The sequence below is a fragment of the Photobacterium rosenbergii genome, from assembly GCF_003026455.1.
GTDB classification, from domain to species: domain Bacteria; phylum Pseudomonadota; class Gammaproteobacteria; order Enterobacterales; family Vibrionaceae; genus Photobacterium; species Photobacterium rosenbergii.
The window spans coordinates 73904-91002 of record NZ_PYMB01000010.1 but is presented as its reverse complement, the minus strand read 5'-3'; the positions used below and the strand labels follow the sequence as shown (position 1 = coordinate 91002).

The 17099-nt window shown below is 52.4% G+C and carries 13 protein-coding genes and 1 riboswitch; of the genes, 5 read left to right on the top strand and 8 right to left on the bottom strand.

Annotated elements, in window-relative coordinates; all coding sequences use genetic code 11:
- Positions 1–11 precede the first annotated feature (11 nt).
- The 8 genes from thiQ to leuA form a co-directional block, all read right to left on the bottom strand.
- On the bottom strand, positions 12–731 hold the full coding sequence (thiQ, locus tag C9J01_RS18465) for a thiamine ABC transporter ATP-binding protein (RefSeq protein ID WP_107299613.1): 720 nt from the start codon (positions 729–731) through the stop codon (positions 12–14).
- Positions 731–2296: a thiamine/thiamine pyrophosphate ABC transporter permease ThiP gene (gene thiP, locus C9J01_RS18460; protein WP_107299656.1), complete on the bottom strand. Its 1566-nt coding sequence runs from the start codon at positions 2294–2296 to the stop codon at positions 731–733. The genes thiQ and thiP overlap by 1 nt, the downstream gene beginning before the upstream one ends.
- 37 nt (positions 2297–2333) lie before the next feature.
- Entirely contained in the window at positions 2334–3314 is a 981-nt protein-coding gene (gene thiB / locus C9J01_RS18455) for a thiamine ABC transporter substrate binding subunit (protein ID WP_170114919.1), read from the bottom strand.
- Positions 3315–3423: 109 nt separating this feature from the next.
- A riboswitch (TPP riboswitch) is annotated at positions 3424–3552 on the bottom strand.
- 91 nt (positions 3553–3643) lie between these two features.
- On the bottom strand, positions 3644–4426 hold the full coding sequence (locus C9J01_RS18450) for a DUF547 domain-containing protein (RefSeq protein ID WP_107299611.1): 783 nt from the start codon (positions 4424–4426) through the stop codon (positions 3644–3646).
- A gap of 155 nt (positions 4427–4581) precedes the next feature.
- Complete coding sequence (gene leuD / locus C9J01_RS18445) at positions 4582–5184, bottom strand: 3-isopropylmalate dehydratase small subunit (RefSeq protein ID WP_107299610.1); 603 nt, start codon at positions 5182–5184, stop codon at positions 4582–4584.
- Positions 5185–5200: 16 nt separating this feature from the next.
- The gene (leuC, locus tag C9J01_RS18440; protein WP_107299609.1) at positions 5201–6634 is read right to left on the bottom strand and encodes a 3-isopropylmalate dehydratase large subunit; all 1434 of its coding nucleotides are present in this window, start codon (positions 6632–6634) and stop codon (positions 5201–5203) included.
- A gap of 23 nt (positions 6635–6657) precedes the next feature.
- Positions 6658–7746, bottom strand: a complete 1089-nt coding sequence (gene leuB / locus C9J01_RS18435) for a 3-isopropylmalate dehydrogenase (RefSeq protein ID WP_107299608.1) — start codon at positions 7744–7746, stop codon at positions 6658–6660.
- A gap of 2 nt (positions 7747–7748) precedes the next feature.
- Complete coding sequence (leuA, locus tag C9J01_RS18430) at positions 7749–9299, bottom strand: 2-isopropylmalate synthase (RefSeq protein ID WP_107299607.1); 1551 nt, start codon at positions 9297–9299, stop codon at positions 7749–7751.
- A gap of 593 nt (positions 9300–9892) precedes the next feature.
- Between leuA and C9J01_RS18425 the strand changes: the two genes are divergently transcribed.
- The 5 genes from C9J01_RS18425 to C9J01_RS18405 all read left to right on the top strand — a co-directional run bounded on the left by C9J01_RS18425 (position 9893) and on the right by C9J01_RS18405 (position 16769).
- A complete protein-coding gene (locus tag C9J01_RS18425) occupies positions 9893–10540 on the top strand; it encodes a TetR/AcrR family transcriptional regulator (protein WP_107299606.1) in 648 nt (215 codons plus the stop codon).
- Positions 10534–11886, top strand: coding sequence for an efflux RND transporter periplasmic adaptor subunit (locus C9J01_RS18420; RefSeq protein WP_107299605.1), 1353 nt, complete (start codon positions 10534–10536; stop codon positions 11884–11886). Before C9J01_RS18425 ends, C9J01_RS18420 begins: the two co-directional genes overlap by 7 nt.
- Complete coding sequence (locus C9J01_RS18415) at positions 11883–14993, top strand: efflux RND transporter permease subunit (RefSeq protein ID WP_107299604.1); 3111 nt, start codon at positions 11883–11885, stop codon at positions 14991–14993. Before C9J01_RS18420 ends, C9J01_RS18415 begins: the two co-directional genes overlap by 4 nt.
- A 151-nt stretch (positions 14994–15144) precedes the next feature.
- Positions 15145–15648: a phosphatase PAP2 family protein gene (locus C9J01_RS18410; RefSeq protein WP_107299603.1), complete on the top strand. Its 504-nt coding sequence runs from the start codon at positions 15145–15147 to the stop codon at positions 15646–15648.
- Between the two features lie 14 nt (positions 15649–15662).
- The gene (locus C9J01_RS18405; protein WP_107299602.1) at positions 15663–16769 is read left to right on the top strand and encodes an MJ1255/VC2487 family glycosyltransferase; all 1107 of its coding nucleotides are present in this window, start codon (positions 15663–15665) and stop codon (positions 16767–16769) included.
- Positions 16770–17099: the final 330 nt, after the last annotated feature.

Genomic DNA, 17099 nt, shown 5'->3' with positions numbered 1-17099 from the left:
TTACTGGGGTATTACTCGCCAAGATAGCGCTTAAGGGCGGGATCGCTTGGTGAGGTTAATACGTCTTGGCAAGGCCCGAAGACCTTCACTGTGCCTTGATAAATAAAGGCACACTTATCGGCGATTTTCAGCGCATCTTCCGGGCTGTGGGTGACCATCAGTACTGTGGTGTTCTGCTCCCTGGCAAGCTTCCTGACCAGTTCTAGCATCTCTTTCCTTAATGCAGGATCAAGTGCAGAGAAGGGTTCGTCGAGCAGCAGCAATGGGCGCTGGCGGATCAGGCAGCGTGCTAAGGCTACCCGTTGGCGCTGGCCGCCGGATAGTTGCTCCGGCAACCGCTCCAGGTAGCTTTGTAATCCCACTTTTGCCGCTGCAACTACTACGTGCTCTTTTTCTTCGTTGTTCAGTTTCAACGCCGGGCTCAAACCGAGGGCAATGTTTTCATACACACTCAGGTGCGGGAACAAATTGTGCTCCTGGAACAAGATAGAGAGCGGGCGGTTGGCCGGGTGCAGTTGGCAGATTGGCTGACCATTAACTGTGAGCGTGCCACTCTCTGGGGTAAGGAAGCCGGCAACCATGGCAAGCAGGGTGCTTTTTCCGGCCCCGCTTGGGCCGACGAGGGCGACGATATCCCCGGCCTCAACGCTGAGGTCAAAGCAAAGCTGGGTCGATTGGCCGGGTTGCTTCGGATGGTGGAAGCAATGTTGTAATTGCTGCAGATTAAGCATTATGGATTCCGGATGATCAGTTTTTCAACCAAGGAGAATAAGCCTAGGCTAAGAGTGAGCAGGATCAGGGCTGCTACTGCAGCAGCGTCCATTTGGTAGCTGCCGAGCAGTTGGAACAGGTAGAGCGGCAGGGTTTGGAAGTCTTGGCTACCAAACAGTGCTATAGCCCCCAAATCGCCGAGTGACAGTACAAACCCGATAGCCAGAGACTGGGCAAAGGGCTTTTTCAAGGCCCGCCACTCTACCAGCATAAGCCGTGATAGCCCGGTCATGCCGAGGCTCTGGCACAAAGGCTCGTATTGTTGGGCAACGTGGAGCATTGGCTGGCTAAGTGTCTTGAGTACATATGGCAGGGCCATCAGGGCATTGACCGCAACCACCACCCAGAAAGCAGCGGCAAAGGCGTCGGTAAACTGGCGCAGTAATAAGAAGATACCGGTACTTAGGACTAACCCCGGGGTGACCAAGATAATAGTGCCAATCAGGTCCAGCCCATCGGCCTGCCAGCGGCGATGTTGGAGGCGCCATTGCCGGCTAGTGAGCAGTATCGCTACGCCGCCAACTAAGGCCAGCACACAAGCAATACTTGCGATTTGCAATGAATTAAACACGGCCTGCCAGAGGCCGGAGCTGCCCAGTGCTGCCAGAGTTTGGCTATTGAAGCCCGCAAGGCAGACCGCAAGCAGGGGGGGAAGCACCAATAACAGGGCAAGGCCTATCCATACCCAGTCCCAGCAACGGCTGGCGAATGAATCGAACTGGCTCTGGCGCAGGTTGGCGACAGATTGGCTCGAGGTGGCCAGTGGTTTGGCAAAACGTTGGATCAGCAAGACAAGGCTACAGCACAGGAGCATCTGCCACAGGGCAAGGATAGCGCCGCCTGCAAGGTCAAAGTCGTAGCGCAGCGCCTGATAGATAGCCAGTTCAATGGTCGTTGCTTTGGGTCCGCCACCCAGTGCCATGATGACGGCAAAACTGGTAAAGCACAGCATGAAGACGAGCCCTACGACATGGGGGAGCTGCTGGCGTATCCTCGGCCAGGCGACAAAACGAAAGGTGTGCCAGCTCGACATGCCAAGGTGGGTAGCCAGTTGGTGCTGCTCAAATGGGATCCCCTCTAGGCTTTGAACAAACAGCCGCGCTGCCAGTGGCAGGTTGAGGAAAACATGGGCCAACAAGATCCCCTGTAAGCCATAGAGCGAAAAACTACCCTGCCACCCTAGCTTCGCCAGAAAGCTGCTCAGTACACCGTTGTTACCGTAGATAGCCAATAGGCCGAATACCGCGACCAGAACCGGTAATACCAAGGTCATGGCAAAGATCCGCATCAGCAAGGCTTTCCCCGGAAACTGCCGTCGCGACAGTGCGTAGGCGACAGGAATGGCCGGTAAGGTACTCAGCAGGGTCGAGAGCAAGGCCTGGGTAAAGGAAAAACCAGTAATATGGCGCAGGTAGGGATCGTTCCACAGCGAAGCGATATCGAGCGTACTGGCTTCATTGACTAGTGCGGCAAGGGCGCTGATCACCAGGCACAGAATAAGCCCGGCGGTAATGAGGCCGGGCATCAGTTGGGTGTTGCGTGTGTTCAAAAGTGAGTGCCTACTACTTGGTCAATGCCTGTTGCCACTCACGTACCCAGTTACGGCGTTGCTTGGCAACATCCTCGGCCGAAAATTCAAGGGCTTTACCCGGCAGGGTCAGTAACTTGAACTCGGCTGGTTGGGCGACATCCGTTACTGGATACATCCAGTTACCTGTTGGGATCACTGACTGAAATTCGGGCGTTAGGATAAAGGCAAGGAACTTGTCAGCCAGTGCTTGGTTCGGGCTGTTTTTCAGCTTTGCCGCTACCTCGACCTGCATGTAGTGGCCTTCGCTGAAATCGGCGGCTTTGTATTTGTCATCCTGCTCGGCGATCAGGTGGTAGGCGGGTGAGGTGGTGTATGAAAGTACCATATCTGACTCGCCTTTGAGGAACATGCTGTAGGCCTCAGACCAACCTTTGGTGACGGTAACCGTCTTGCCAGCCAGTTGCTGCCAGGCTTGTGCTGCCTTGTCACCGTAAACTGACTTCATCCACAGCATCAAGCCTTGGCCCGGCGTAGAGGTGCGTGGGTCTTGATAGATGATAGAGAGATCATCACGGTTGACCAGTTCATCCAAGCTTTTCGGCGGGTTCTCAAGCTTGGTGCTGTCATAGACAAAGGCAAAATAGCCGTAGTCGTAAGGCACGAAAGTGGCATCGCTCCAGCCGTTTGGCAAGGTGAGTTCGCTGGTGTCTACTTGGTGCTCGGCTAGCAAGCCAGTTTTCTTAGCTTCGTCGAGCAAGTTGTTATCAAGCCCGAGTAACACATCGGCTTTGGTATTCTTGCCCTCAAGGCGGATGCGGTTGAGGATGGATACACCGTCATCCAACGCCACGAACTCTAAATTACACTCACACTGCGCCTCAAACGCTTTCTCGATGGCCGGCCCCGGCCCCCAGTCAGAGGCGAATGAGCTGTAGGTGTAAACCGTTAAGGTGTTGTCCGCAGCCAGTGTCGGCATGGCGGCCAAAGTAACAAGTGGGAGTAATTTTTTCACTATGCGCTCCTGATGCTCTTGCGTCCGGCAAGAGGAAAAATAATCGTACGAGCGGCACAGGGTTGAGCAGAAGGCAGGCGTCATGCCGGCTTTGCAAGATAAGAAGGCTTACCGTGGCGAACTCAATTCCTACGCCAGTACTAACTGGATCAGGTTCTGTGGGTCTTGCCGCAGCAATCTCAGCAGCTTGTAACAAGGCCTAATTTGGCCAAAGACAAGCGCTCCCCAATGAGAACGCTTGTTATTGTAATGTGGCGGGGAAAAGGTTGCCAGCAGGAAGGTACTATTATGCCAACCGCTCCGTTGATGAAGCCATATTTATAAACGGGCTACTTGGCTTCATTGAGCGACCAGTTGTAATCATAGCTGACATTGCCAAGTGTAATTGATGCTCCTTGGCGGTATTGGTTGATGTGTTTTTGCAGCTGTGACTGGTTGCCGAAGTCGCTGCCATACCATTCATAAATCGACGAGAGCTGGGTTTTGCTGCCTTGGGGGTTAACGCCCTTGCGGCTGTTGATAAATCGAGTGGCTGATTTTTCCAGCAAGCGTTCGGTGTTGCTGGCTGTGAAGGCCTCGGGCTGGAGGTCTGGGCAACCCAGGCTGGCACAGTTGACGACATAGTGAATGCGCGGATCGCGCCAAATAGGGCGCAAAATCCGGTGCTCGATATCATTGAGGGATAGTGGTTTACCGTTAACGGTAAGTACTTGCTCATCCCAGGGGCCAAAGCTGAAGATGCCACCGAGTTTGGTAATTGAAGATACCGGATATTCATCGAGGATCATTTTTACTGTTTGGGCATTGTAGAGGTTAACCCAATAAGCAAACTGTTCGTTGCGGCCTAGTTGATGCGGATTGATCTTGGTAAGGTCGCGCAGGTAACGGTCCAGCTCATACTTGTCGCTGTCCGATACCCGGCTATAGCGGAACAAGGTTTGTTGGGGCTGGACCACTAGGTATTTATCGAGCAGGCGTTGCCAACGGCTGTGATCAACCTTTTGTGAATTGGAGGTGGCATATTGCTGCCAGTAAGGCCACAGGTCTGCCTTGGGGGCAGCAAAAGTGCTGGCCGATAAAATGAGAAACAGCAGGCTGACAAAAAAGCGCATAGAACATCCTTAATCTTGGTCCCAAGAGATGACAGGGTTTAGCTTAGACGACCTGCTGGTAGCCCGGTTTATTGCAAAAAAGACAAAAAAATGCCCCAGCCATAGTGGGCTGGGGCGTTATTTTTACCGGACTCTAGCGAAAACGGTACTAACCGTTACGCCAAAAACGCCGGGATCTTACTTTCGTATTCGGCAATCTTGTCTTCGTGCTGCAAGGTCAGGCCGATGTTGTCCAAGCCGTTCAGTAGGCAGTGGCGGCGGAACTCGTCAATCTCGAAGCTGTACTGCTTGCCGTTGGCCGTTACCAGCATGGCTTCCAAATCAACGGTGACCTCAGCACCTTCGTTGGCTTCGACGTACTGGAAGATCTCATCGACTTCCTGCTCGGTCAGGCGAACCGGCACCATCTGGTTGTTGATCGAGTTGCCGTAGAAGATATCGGCAAAGCTCGGTGCAATCATCACCTGGATACCGTAATCGGCCAGGGCCCACGGGGCGTGTTCACGGGATGAGCCACAGCCGAAGTTTTCACGGGCCAGCAAGATGCTGGCACCCTGGTAGCGCGGCGCATTCATCACAAACTCTGGGTTTGGCTGCTCGCCGGCATCATCGAGGAAGCGCCAGTCATGGAATAGGTGCTTGCCAAAACCGGTGCGGGTCACTTTCTGCAGAAACTGCTTAGGGATAATAGCATCGGTATCGACGTTGGCGGCATCCAATGGAACGACCAAACCGGTGTGTTGTTTAAATCCTGTCATTGTCTCGTTCCTTCTCTTAAGCCGTCACAGCAACGTTGTCTAGTTCGCGGATATCAACAAAGTGGCCTGCACACGCAGCCGCAGCTGCCATCGCCGGGCTCACCAAGTGAGTACGACCGTCACGGCCCTGACGACCTTCGAAGTTACGGTTACTGGTTGATGCGCAGCGCTCACCTGGGCCTAGGCGGTCATTGTTCATGGCTAGGCACATGGAACAACCCGGTAGGCGCCATTCAAATCCGGCGTCGATGAAGATTTTGTCCAACCCTTCTTTCTCAGCCTGGGCTTTAACTTGCTCCGAACCCGGTACAACCAATGCTTGGACGTTGGCAGCAACCTTACGGCCTTTGGCAATGGCTGCTGCAGCACGCATGTCTTCGATGCGCGAGTTGGTGCAAGAGCCGATGAATACTTTGTCGATAGCAAAGTCAGACAGCTTCTTGCCAGCTTCCAAGCCCATGTAAGCCAATGCTTTCTCTGCAGACGCCTGCTCGACCGGATCGGCAAAGTCAGTTGGCGCAGGAATAGGTTGGTCCACGGCAATTACCTGGCCAGGGTTGGTGCCCCAGGTTACCTGCGGCTTGATGTCTTTGGCTTCTAGGGTAACTACGGTATCGAACTTGGCATCATCGTCAGTTTTCAGTGTCTTCCAGTATTCGATAGCCGCTTCTAGATCGCCGCCTGCTGGCGAAAATTTACGATCCTTGATGTAGTCGAAAGTGGTTTGGTCTGGGGCGATAAGGCCGGCTTTGGCACCCAACTCGATAGCCATGTTACAGACCGTCATGCGTCCTTCCATGGTCAGGTCGGTGATCGCTTCACCACAGAATTCCACCACGTGGCCGGTACCACCGGCTGCAGTAGTCTTGCCGATGATCGCCAGCACGATGTCTTTGGCGGTAATGCCTTCAGCGACCTTGCCTTTCACTTCAATCTTCATTGTTTTGGCACGGGCTTGCTTCAGGGTCTGGGTCGCCAATACATGCTCGACTTCCGAAGTACCGATACCGAAGGCCAGTGAGCCGAATGCACCGTGGGTTGCCGTGTGCGAGTCACCACAGACAATCGTCATGCCCGGTAGGGTAATGCCCAGCTCCGGGCCCATGACATGGACGATGCCTTGGTATTTGTGGTTCAGGTCGTAAAGGGTGACACCGAACTCTTCACAGTTCTTGGCAAGGGTTTCCATCTGGATACGGGCCATCTCGCCAGAGGCTTTGATGTCCTTGGTCTGGGTTGAGACGTTGTGATCCATGGTCGCGAATGTTTTGCCGACCTGGCGTACCTTGCGGCCTTTTTCACGTAGGCCATCAAAGGCCTGCGGTGACGTCACTTCGTGTACCAAGTGACGGTCGATGTATAGGATTGGGTTTTCGCCTTCGGCGGCAACCGCAACGTGGGCATCGTAGATTTTTTCGTATAGCGTCTGAGGCGCTTTAGTTGTAGACATTGCTCGTTTGCTCCTTGCTGCGATTAGGCTTGGCGAACGTATTGGGCAATCTTATCGCCCATTTCGCTGGTGCTTAGTGCCGGGCCGTTGCCCGCTAGGTCTGCGGTGAGTTCACCGGCTTCCAGTGCTTGCGATACCGCTTGCTCGATAGCGCGTGCCGCCTGCTCTTCGCCTAGGCTGTAACGTAGCATCAGGGCTGCAGATAGGATTTGTGCGACTGGATTGGCAATGTTCTTGCCCGCGATATCCGGTGCCGAGCCACCTGCTGGCTCGTACATGCCGAACTTGTCTTGGTTCAAGCTGGCAGAAGGTAGCATACCCATAGAGCCGGTGATCATCGCGCACTCGTCCGAGATGATGTCGCCGAAGATGTTCGAGCACAGCATCACGTCGAACTGTGATGGGTCTTTGATCAACTGCATGGTCGCGTTATCGATGTACATGTGGTTTAGCGTGACTTCCGGGTAGTCCTTTGCCACTTCCTCAACCACTTCACGCCACAGGATAGAGCTCTGCAGCACATTGGCCTTATCGATGGAGTATACGTTCTTGTTGCGCAGCATTGCCGATTCGAAAGCGATGCGGGCGATGCGCTCGATTTCGTAGCGGTGGTAAATTTCGGTGTCGTACGCTTTCTCTTCCGGGCCTTCACCTTCACGGCCTTTCGGCTGGCCGAAGTAGATACCGCCGGTTAGTTCGCGGACCACAACGATATCGAAACCGCGCTCGGAGATATCGGCACGCAGTGGCGAGAAGGCTTCCAGGCCACTGTGGATCTGTGCCGGGCGCAGGTTACAGAACAGCTGGAAGTGCTTGCGAAGCGGTAGCAGTGCACCACGCTCAGGCTGATCGTTCGGCGCAAGGTGTTCCCACTTCGGGCCACCTACTGAACCAAACAGGATCGCATCGGAGTCTTCACAACCTTTCAGCGTTGCTTCCGGTAGTGGACAACCATGGTTGTCGATGGCAATACCACCAACATCGTATTCGTTGCACGTTAGGGTGAAGCCAAATTTCTCTTGTACAGCATCCAACACTTTGTGGGCCTGCTGCATTACTTCTGGGCCAATACCGTCACCCGGTAGAACGGCAATCTTATATGTACCTGCCATGGTTATACTGTCTCCATTTGGGATTTCTGTTTAATTTCTGCAATCTGATCGGCGCGATGAATGCTGTTGATCACGTGAAGTAGTGCTTGTCCTGACGCCTCGACAATGTCGGTCGCCAAGCCGGTACCGTGGTACTTGCGGCCTTTGTAGTTGGCGATGATGTCAGCTTGGCCTAGGCCATCTTCCCCTTCGCCTTTAGCGGTAAGGTCGAATTTATCCAATACGATGTCGTAACCGGTCAGGCGGTAGATACACTGGTAAAGCGCATCAACCGGACCGTTACCGACAGCCGCTTCGCATTTCTCTTCGTCACCGCATTGTAGCTTGATGCTGGTGGTCGCCATGACGCTGCCCGACTGAACGCTTAGGTAGTTCAGCTTGAAGAAATCATCTTCTTCGCGCAGGTTGGCAAAGTGCATCAAGGCTTCCAGATCGTAGTCGAAGACCTGGCCCTTGCGGTCAGCCAGTTTCAGGAAGTCGGCGTATAGTTCGTCTAGGTTGTACTCGTTCTCGGTGTAGCCCAAGGTATCCATGTGGCTCTTCACCGCGGCGCGGCCAGAGCGGGATGTTAGGTTTAGGGCTTGGTTCTTAAGACCAATAGACTCTGGGGTCATGATCTCGTAGGTGTTCTTGTTCTTCAGCATGCCATCTTGGTGGATACCGGAAGAGTGGCTGAAGGCGTTGGCACCGACGATAGCCTTATTGGCCTGTACTGGCATGTTGCACAGCTGGCTGACCATCTTGCTGGTACGGTGGATTTCGTCGTGCTTGATATTGGTGTGGACACCTAGTAGTTCGGCGCGGGTCTTGATGATCATGGCGATCTCTTCCAGCGAACAGTTGCCTGCACGCTCGCCGATACCGTTGATTGTCCCCTCAACCTGACGGGCACCGGCCTGGACGGCAGCCATCGAGTTGGCAACTGACATGCCTAGGTCGTCGTGGCAGTGCACCGAGATAATAGCCTTGTCGATATTGGGTACGCGCTCGAACAGTTGGCCGACGATACCGCCAAACTCGCTTGGCAAGGTGTAGCCCACGGTGTCTGGGATATTGATGGTCGTGGCACCGGCATTGATTGCCGCTTCAACCATACGGCATAGGTTATCGATTGGGGTACGGCCAGCATCTTCACATGAGAACTCGACATCGTCGGTGTAGTTGCGGGCACGTTTGACGGCAGCAACACCCATCTCAATCACGTCATCATAACTGCGGCGCAGTTTGTCCTGCACGTGGACCGTCGAGGTGGAGATGAAGGTATGGATTCGGAATGCTTCGGCCACTTTCAACGACTCGGCAGCCACATCAATGTCTTTGGCAACAGCACGGGATAGGGCACAGACGCGGCTGTTCTTGATGTGTTTGGCAATGGTCTGGACCGACTCGAAATCGCCTGGTGACGATACTGGGAAGCCAGCCTCGATAACGTCAACCCCAAGGCGTTCAAGGGCATAAGCGATCTGCAGTTTTTCTTTTACCGTTAGGCTGGCGGATAGTGCCTGTTCACCGTCCCGTAACGTGGTATCGAAAATGATGACCTGATCTTTCATTGCTACTTCCTTTCATTGGCTGCCGTTATTGGCGTTGTCTGCATCCGCTTGCGCTGGCCTGTATAAGAAAAAACCCGCGCAGTCTGCGCGGGTTTTTTGAATTCTTAGTGGTGTTTCCCACCCATAAGCTACCCGCGCGATCTTGTCACGATAAGGAGGAGGCTTAGGAGAAGAGATGAGAAACGCATTTTCATAATTGAAATATATCCACAAACTTGGTTAACAAATGAATACCAAATAGACAGGCTGACCGTCAACCCCAAATTGCATGTTTATTTTCTTTTCTTGGTTATTCAGTTGATATTTCGTGGCTATTGTGACAAATCAGACCAGTTGTATTCATGGCTGCTATGGTGGGGGCGCTTGCTAAGGGCGAAATTAATGGCCCGCAAAGGCAAAGCTGAATGTTATTTCTTTGTTGGTATCACATCAAAGAGGGCAAATCTCTCATATATTAAAATTAATCAATTGATTAAATTGTAGGGAATTAATGCCCTGTTAGTCTGGCGGGCAAAGCTTAAAATTAATCAAGTGATTAATTGAGCGAAGTGAATGCAGAATGTGCGCAATAACAAAGGTTTTAGGGAGGCGTCATGGTAGGTAAGGCAGGGCGCCCTGTCGGCGATTCAGATGCCAGGCAGAGGTTGATTGTTGAAGCGAGGAAACTCTTTGTCAGTTTGCCTTACGGTAAAGTCTCGACACGGATGATCGCTAACCGTGCTGACGTCAATGTCGCGTTGATCCGCTATTACTTCGCCAATAAGTCTGGCCTGTATGAAGCCATGTTGAGGGAGACGATTACCCCGATCCAAGCCCAGCTAAAAGTGGCCTTGGACAAAGGGGATTTTGCATCTATCGGGGATTTGATGCGTACCTATTATCGTATCATGGCACCCAATCCAGATATGCCGAAATTGATTGCCCGGGCCATGATGATGGAGCCGGCTGATCTGCAGCGCCAGACCATGGAAAAGATCTTCAACGAGGTGGCTCGCCCTGCGATTGAAGTGATGTTCCAGCAATTGCAAAAGCAAGGCGAGCTTAGGGCTGATGTGTGTCCTGAAAAGGCGAGGATGAGTTTTATCAGTTTGATGGTATTCCCTTTTCTCATTCCGCCCTCGCTGCTGACGCTGCAAAATATTGAAATGGATGAAGCTTATCTGGCTGAGTTGGCCGAGCATAATGTCAATCTGTTGGTGCGTGGCCTGACAATGCCAAAGGAAGAGAATAAACCATGCTGAAGAATCGAAAATTGCTGTTGTTTCCCGCTGTACTGGTCGGTGTGGTGATCTTGGTACTGGCCATCAACTTGCGCCCGTCTCCTGAAGTAAAACCTGCCCTTGAGCGGGCCCGTGTGGTCGATGTGATTAATCTTGATCAGCAGTTACTTGCCCCGCAAGCAGCGGGCTTTGGCCGGGTTGCCCCCAAGGTAGAATGGCAGGCCATTGCTGAAGTATCCGGTAAGGTGGTTTATCGCCATCCTGATTTGAACAAGGGACGGGTACTCGATACCGGCACGGTGTTGCTGAAAATCGACCCTTTGGATTATGAGTTGCGCTTGGCGCAGGCCGAGGCCGACGTCAGTGCCAGTCAGGCCCAACTGGCGAAGCTAGAGCAGGAAGAGCAAAACCTTAAAACGACGCTGAAAATTGAAAAAAACCGCTTGGCGATCAGCAAGAAAGAACTCGCGCGTAAGCAGGAGCTACGAACCAAGGGGTTAACCTCGCAATCGACGGTCGACCTCGAGCAGCAAAATGCGTTGGCCAGTCAGAAAGTGGTGCAAGAAATCGAGAACCAACTGATTGTGCTGCCCAATGAGCGCAAGGTGACGCTGGCCCAGTTGGAGGTCAACCTATCGCAAGTGAGTGAAGCGAAGCGCTCGCTGGAAAAAACGGTGATCACCTTGCCGATTGATGCCCGGATCTCAACGGTCGATATCGAGCAGGATCAGGTGGTTAATACCCAGCAGGTGATGGTAGTGGCACACGGTATCGATACGGTGGAAATTGATGCCCAAATCGCCCTACATGACATGCAAGTACTGGCGGCCAGTTTGACTCAATATACCGCCCATGCAGACGGCAAGCCTCGTGCCGATCAACTAGATCTCAGTGCCAGTATCCAGCTATCGAGCGGCAACTTTATCCAGCAGTGGCCTGCTGAGGTGACCCGGATCAGCGATACGGTCAATGCCAACCAGGCAACCGTTGGGGTGATCCTTGAGGTCGGCCAGGACTATAGCCAGATGTCGCCAGAAACGGCCCCGCCATTGGTCAACGGTATGTTTGTTGAAGCAAGGCTCTCGGGCCAACCCAACCCGCATTGGGTGATCCCTGAGCGAGCCCTGCATGGGGATAAAGTCTATTTGGTCGATGGCGATAGCAACCTGAAAATTCAGCCGGTTACAGTGCTGTTCCGCCGTGATGGCCAAGTGGCGATCAGCGGTGATCTGGCATCTGGGACCCAACTGGTAGTCAATGACCTATTACCCGCAGTGGCGGGCATGGCACTCAAAGTGGTTACGGTAAATGGCAAGCCAGTTGATGAGGCTAAGGCTCAAGACCAAGATCAGGAGCCGGCATCATGATCCGTTATTTCTCCCGCCACCCAACCGCTGCCAACCTGATGATGCTGGCATTGATTATTCTGGGTTTGGTGTCGCTTCCGAAGATTAAACGTGAAACTTTCCCAGAATTTGCTCCACCTTACATCATTGCCTCGGTGGTTTATCCGGGCGCCTCGCCACAGGAAGTGGAAGAGAGCATCTGTATGCGGATGGAAGATGCGGTCGATGGGTTGGCCAACATAGTCGAGACTCGATGTGAAGCGGTGGAAGGATCGGCGTCGTTGATCCTCAAGCTGACCAACAGCGAGGTTGTCTCGCGGATGCTGGTGGATGTTCAAACCCAGATCAATGCGATCAATGACTTCCCGACTGAAATCGAGTCACCGATTGTCCGCGAGCTAGACTGGAACGAGCCGGTGGTTGATGTTGCAATTAAAGCCGACACCAGTTTGCCCCACCTCAAAGCTTATGCCGAGCAACTCAAACGCACGCTCAAATTGGATTACGGCGTCTCGTTGGTGGAGGTCAGTGGCTTTTCCGATCACCAACTCCGGGTGGAACTGGATGAGGTGGCGATACGTCAGCTTGGTTTGAGTGTCAGTGATATTGCCAGCAAACTGAGCCGGCAGAACATCAAACTGCCAAGCGGCAATATCGAGTTGGCGGACCGTAATTTATTGATCCGGTTTGATGAGCAGAAAATTACCCCCGAGACGATTGCACGGACGGTTGTCGGTGCCGATGCCCAAGGGGCAGTCCTACGGTTGGGGGATGTGGCAACCATTACTGACCGCTTTGCCCTTGATGAACAAAAGGTGCTGTTTGACGGTGTGCCATCGGCGATGCTGCGGATCAGCAAGAACAAGGCCGATGATGCACTGCGGATCAAAGAGCGAGTAGAAGCCTTTGTCGAGGCTGAAAACCAACTGGCACCAACCGGGGTAACACTGACACTGACCAATGATCTCTCATCCCTACTATGGGATCGCCTGACCATGATGGTCAAGAATGGCTGGCAAGGGGTGATTCTGGTCTTTGCTGTGATGTGGCTGTTTTTCTCGTTCCGCTATTCGTTCTGGATAGCCGCAGGGCTGCCGGTGGCGTTTTTGGGCAGTATGTATTTGATGGCGACATTTTCGCTATCTATCAACATCATGTCCCTGGTTGGTTTGTTGATGGCTATCGGGATCATGATGGATGATGCGATAGTGATCTCCGAGTCCATCGCCTCCCACCTCGATCGTGGGCAGAAGATCCAGGACGCGGTGTACAACGGGGTGAAAAAAGTCTTGCCGGGGGTCGTATCATCATACCTGACCACCATTTGTATTTTCGGTAGCTTGATTTTCCTCGAGGGGGAGATGGGGGCAGTACTGCGGGTCGTGCCGCAGGTATTGATCCTAGTGTTGACGATCAGTTTGATCGAGGCCTTCTTGATCCTACCTAGCCACCTCAGCCATTCCTTGCACCGCCAGAAACAGGAGAAGTTACCTCCTCGTTGGAAACAAGGCTTCTTGATCCGTTTCGAGCGATTTAGGAATGAACGCTTGGTGAAGATGGTGGCTTTGGTGGTGCAGTGGCGTTACCTATTTGTCGGTGGGGTTATTGGCTTGCTGTTTGCCTCTTTTGCCTTGTTGGCCGGTGGGGGGCTTAAGTTTGTCGGCTTCCCCGAGCTAGATGGGGATATTGCCGAGGCGCGGATCATCCTGCCGCCGGGTTCGACACTGGGTCAGACAGAAGCTGTGGTCGAGGAAATCGTTGCCTCTGCCAAGCGCCTTAACGAAGAATGGAGCGAACGCAATGAAGGCGGTGAGTCTTTGGTGAGGAATATCACCGAGCAATTCAACTTCAATGCCGATGCTGACGAGAGCGGGCCGCATGTTGCGACAGTAAGGCTTGATTTGCTCAGTGCTGAGATCCGTAATAGCTTGATAGATGAGTTTATTGATGCCTGGCGGGAAGATGTTGGCGAGTTAGCCGCCCCGGTGGCGTTGGTTTATAAACAACCTATGATGGGGCCGGGTGGACGTGCTATCGAAGTACGGATGCAGCATGACGATCTGGCGATGCTCAAGGCCGCCTCAGTCAAAACCCAACAGTTCTTCAATGAGTTTGCCGGGGTATCGGGCGTACTCGATGACATGCGGATGGGTAAACCGGAAGTGTTGATCCGGTTGCGTCCTGGTGCGGAGGCGTTTGGTGTTGATGGCCAGATGATTGCTTCTCAGCTCCGTTCGGCCTATTTCGGCCAGACTGCTGATGAAATCCAGATTGGTCCCGAGAACATTGAAATCGAAGTGATGTTCAATAAGGAGCGGGCAGCGGACTTACAAAACTTATCGAGCTTCCCGATCATCCTGTCTGATGGTAGCCAGATCCCACTAGCCTCGGTGGCGATCCTTGAGCACCAACGGAACTATGTCCGTATCCAGCGTATTAACGGCCTGCGCACGCTCAGCGTGTATGGTGACTTGCAAGAGAGTGTGATCAGCTCAGGTGAGGTGCTAAGCCAGTTTAGAACCAAGCTGATGCCTAAGTTGCAGCAGGACTACCCGGGGCTGCGGTTTGATTTTGAGGGGGCAGCTAAAGATACCGCTGAAACCGGCCAGTCGATGGCGACCGGCTTTATGTTGGGGATCTTCGGTGTGTTTGTGATCCTGAGTTTCCAGTTCCGCAGTTACCTCGAGCCATTCGTGGTACTGCTCGCGATACCGCTGGCATTGATTGGGGTGTTCTGGGGCCACCTCCTGCTAGGCCACCCGCTGAGTATGCCGAGTATGATGGGCTTTGTGTCGTTAGCTGGGGTAGTGGTCAACGATTCCATCTTGCTGGTGCAGTACATTCGCCATCATCTCGATGATGGCGATGACATTGAGCAAGCGGTAGTGCAGGCCAGCCGCGAACGCTTTAGGGCGGTTTTCCTGACCTCGTTGACTACCGCTGCCGGATTACTGCCATTGATGCTGGAAACCAGCTTGCAAGCCCAGGTGATCAAGCCGTTGGTGATCTCAATTGTGTTCGGTATTTTCACTTCAACCCTGCTGGTACTGTTTATGATCCCTGCAGCGTATGTGATTTTATCTGACTTCAAGTTGGTGCACCGCCACGAAAACTTAGTCTCTGCATAGCATTAGACTGACTTAGCTTAAGGTAATCCTTCCGTTGTTCTTTTCTAAAAAGGGCACGGAAGGATTGTCATTATCCCTCCTCCAAAGCGTCACTGCCCTGTCATATCCCTCTCCTAATCTGATGCTTAATTAATCAGAAAAGGATCGGGCAATGACCTTACTGACACCATTACAGCGAATGGATTACGCATTTTCGGCACTTTGCCTTTGCCATCGTTTCAATATCCAGGTTGCGCGTTTCAGCCGTGCGGTTTCCCACACCGGGGATGGCCACCTGTATGTGATGTTTGCGGCATTGGTATGGGTGGTAGATACATCACAGGGAGCAGAAGTAGTGAAAACAGGGTTGTTGGCCTTTTCTCTCGAACTTCCCGTCTACCTCATCTTGAAAAACAGTTTAAAGCGTGACCGCCCAGCGGCACTGCCAAGCTTTATCACTCCATCAGACAAATACAGCCTGCCATCAGGCCATACCGCAGCGGCTTTTGTGATGGCTTCGCTGATCACTACTTTCTACCCTGATACGGCATGGTTTATTTGGCCGTGGGCGATAGCGATAGGGTTTTCACGTGTACTACTTGGCGTGCATTACATTACTGATGTGATTGCTGGCGCCTTGCTGGGCATATTCTGTTTCCAGTTGGTGAGTTTTTGAGGAGTGGCTGATAAATGAAGATCCTTTATGGCGTCCAAGGAACGGGTAACGGTCATATTTCAAGGGCTAGGGAAATGGCGAGGGCGTTTGCCGCCTTGGGGGCCGATGTTGATTTCCTGTTTTCGGGACGGCCGGATAATCGCTATTTCGACATGGATTGCTTCGGGGATTTCCAAACCCGCCGCGGACTGACTTTCGTGACCGAAAACGGCGAAGTGAACCGCAGGAAAACATTGACCGGTAACCATTTAGCCCGCTTTGTACGGGATGTCCGCCATCTTGATGTATCCGGCTATGATGTTGTACTCAATGATTTTGAACCTGTGTCTGCTTGGGCTGCAAAGACGCAGAAAGTCCACAGTATTGGTATCAGCCACCAGAATGCTTTTCTGCATGATATCCCAACCCAAGGACAAACCTGGTTCGATAGTCTCGTGATACGTGGCTTCGCCCCGACAGTCCAGCAGTTAGGGGTACATTGGTTTCACTTCAACCAGATGATTTTGCCGCCGATCGTGCCAATCAAGGAAGCCCAGAGGGAAAATAATCAGTCGGTATTGGTTTACCTGCCGTTTGAGAGCTTGCCAGCGGTGCTGGATTTGCTGACCCGGTTTAACCAAGTTCATTTTTATTGCTATCACCCCGATGTAGAGAAGGATAGTGAGTACGATAATGTCAGCATTCGTCAGCTTAACCGTGAAAGCTTCCACCATCGCTTGCATTATTGTCGGGGCGTGATTGCCAATGGTGGTTTCGAGCTGCCCTCCGAGGCAATGAGCCTCGGTAAGAAGTTGTTGCTCAAACCGCTCCATGGCCAGTATGAACAACTCAGCAATGTGATGACTCTTGAAATGATGGGGCTAGCAAATTCGATGAGCTACCTTGATCCTGCTGCGGTAAGAAATTGGCTCGATAGCAATTCTGTTGGCCGGGTCAAAATGCCGGATGTTGCCATGGCAATTGCTGGCTGGGTGCTGTCGGGGAACTGGCATAACTGTGATGAATTATGGCAACAGTTATGGGATAAGGTTGAGTACCCGGAGATCGTCGAAGAAGCCATGATTGAGTGGTACACAAATAATGAGCCAAGCCGCTACAAATCCTCCATAACGACGGTATAACATCACCGTTGCCCCCAACCATGAAAAGGCCGCTTTAGGCCTTTTTTTGTCTCTTCCAACTCTTTAATTTTGCTTATAATTGAAGCTTTATTTTAATTATAGATATTTTAGATCTTTTTATAGTCGGCCTAAGGTTATGAAATATAAGTATTTGTATTCTGAATTCAGTTTTTTATATATCACTGCATCAATTTGCTGATACTCGCCTATTTATTTCGTCAATCTATTTGAAACATACTGGCAGCACCCCGAGAGAGGGAGTCAGTTTTCAGAGGCATTGGAATGCCCAGTTATTCACCGGCGGCATAATGGATTTTGCCCCATAACGGT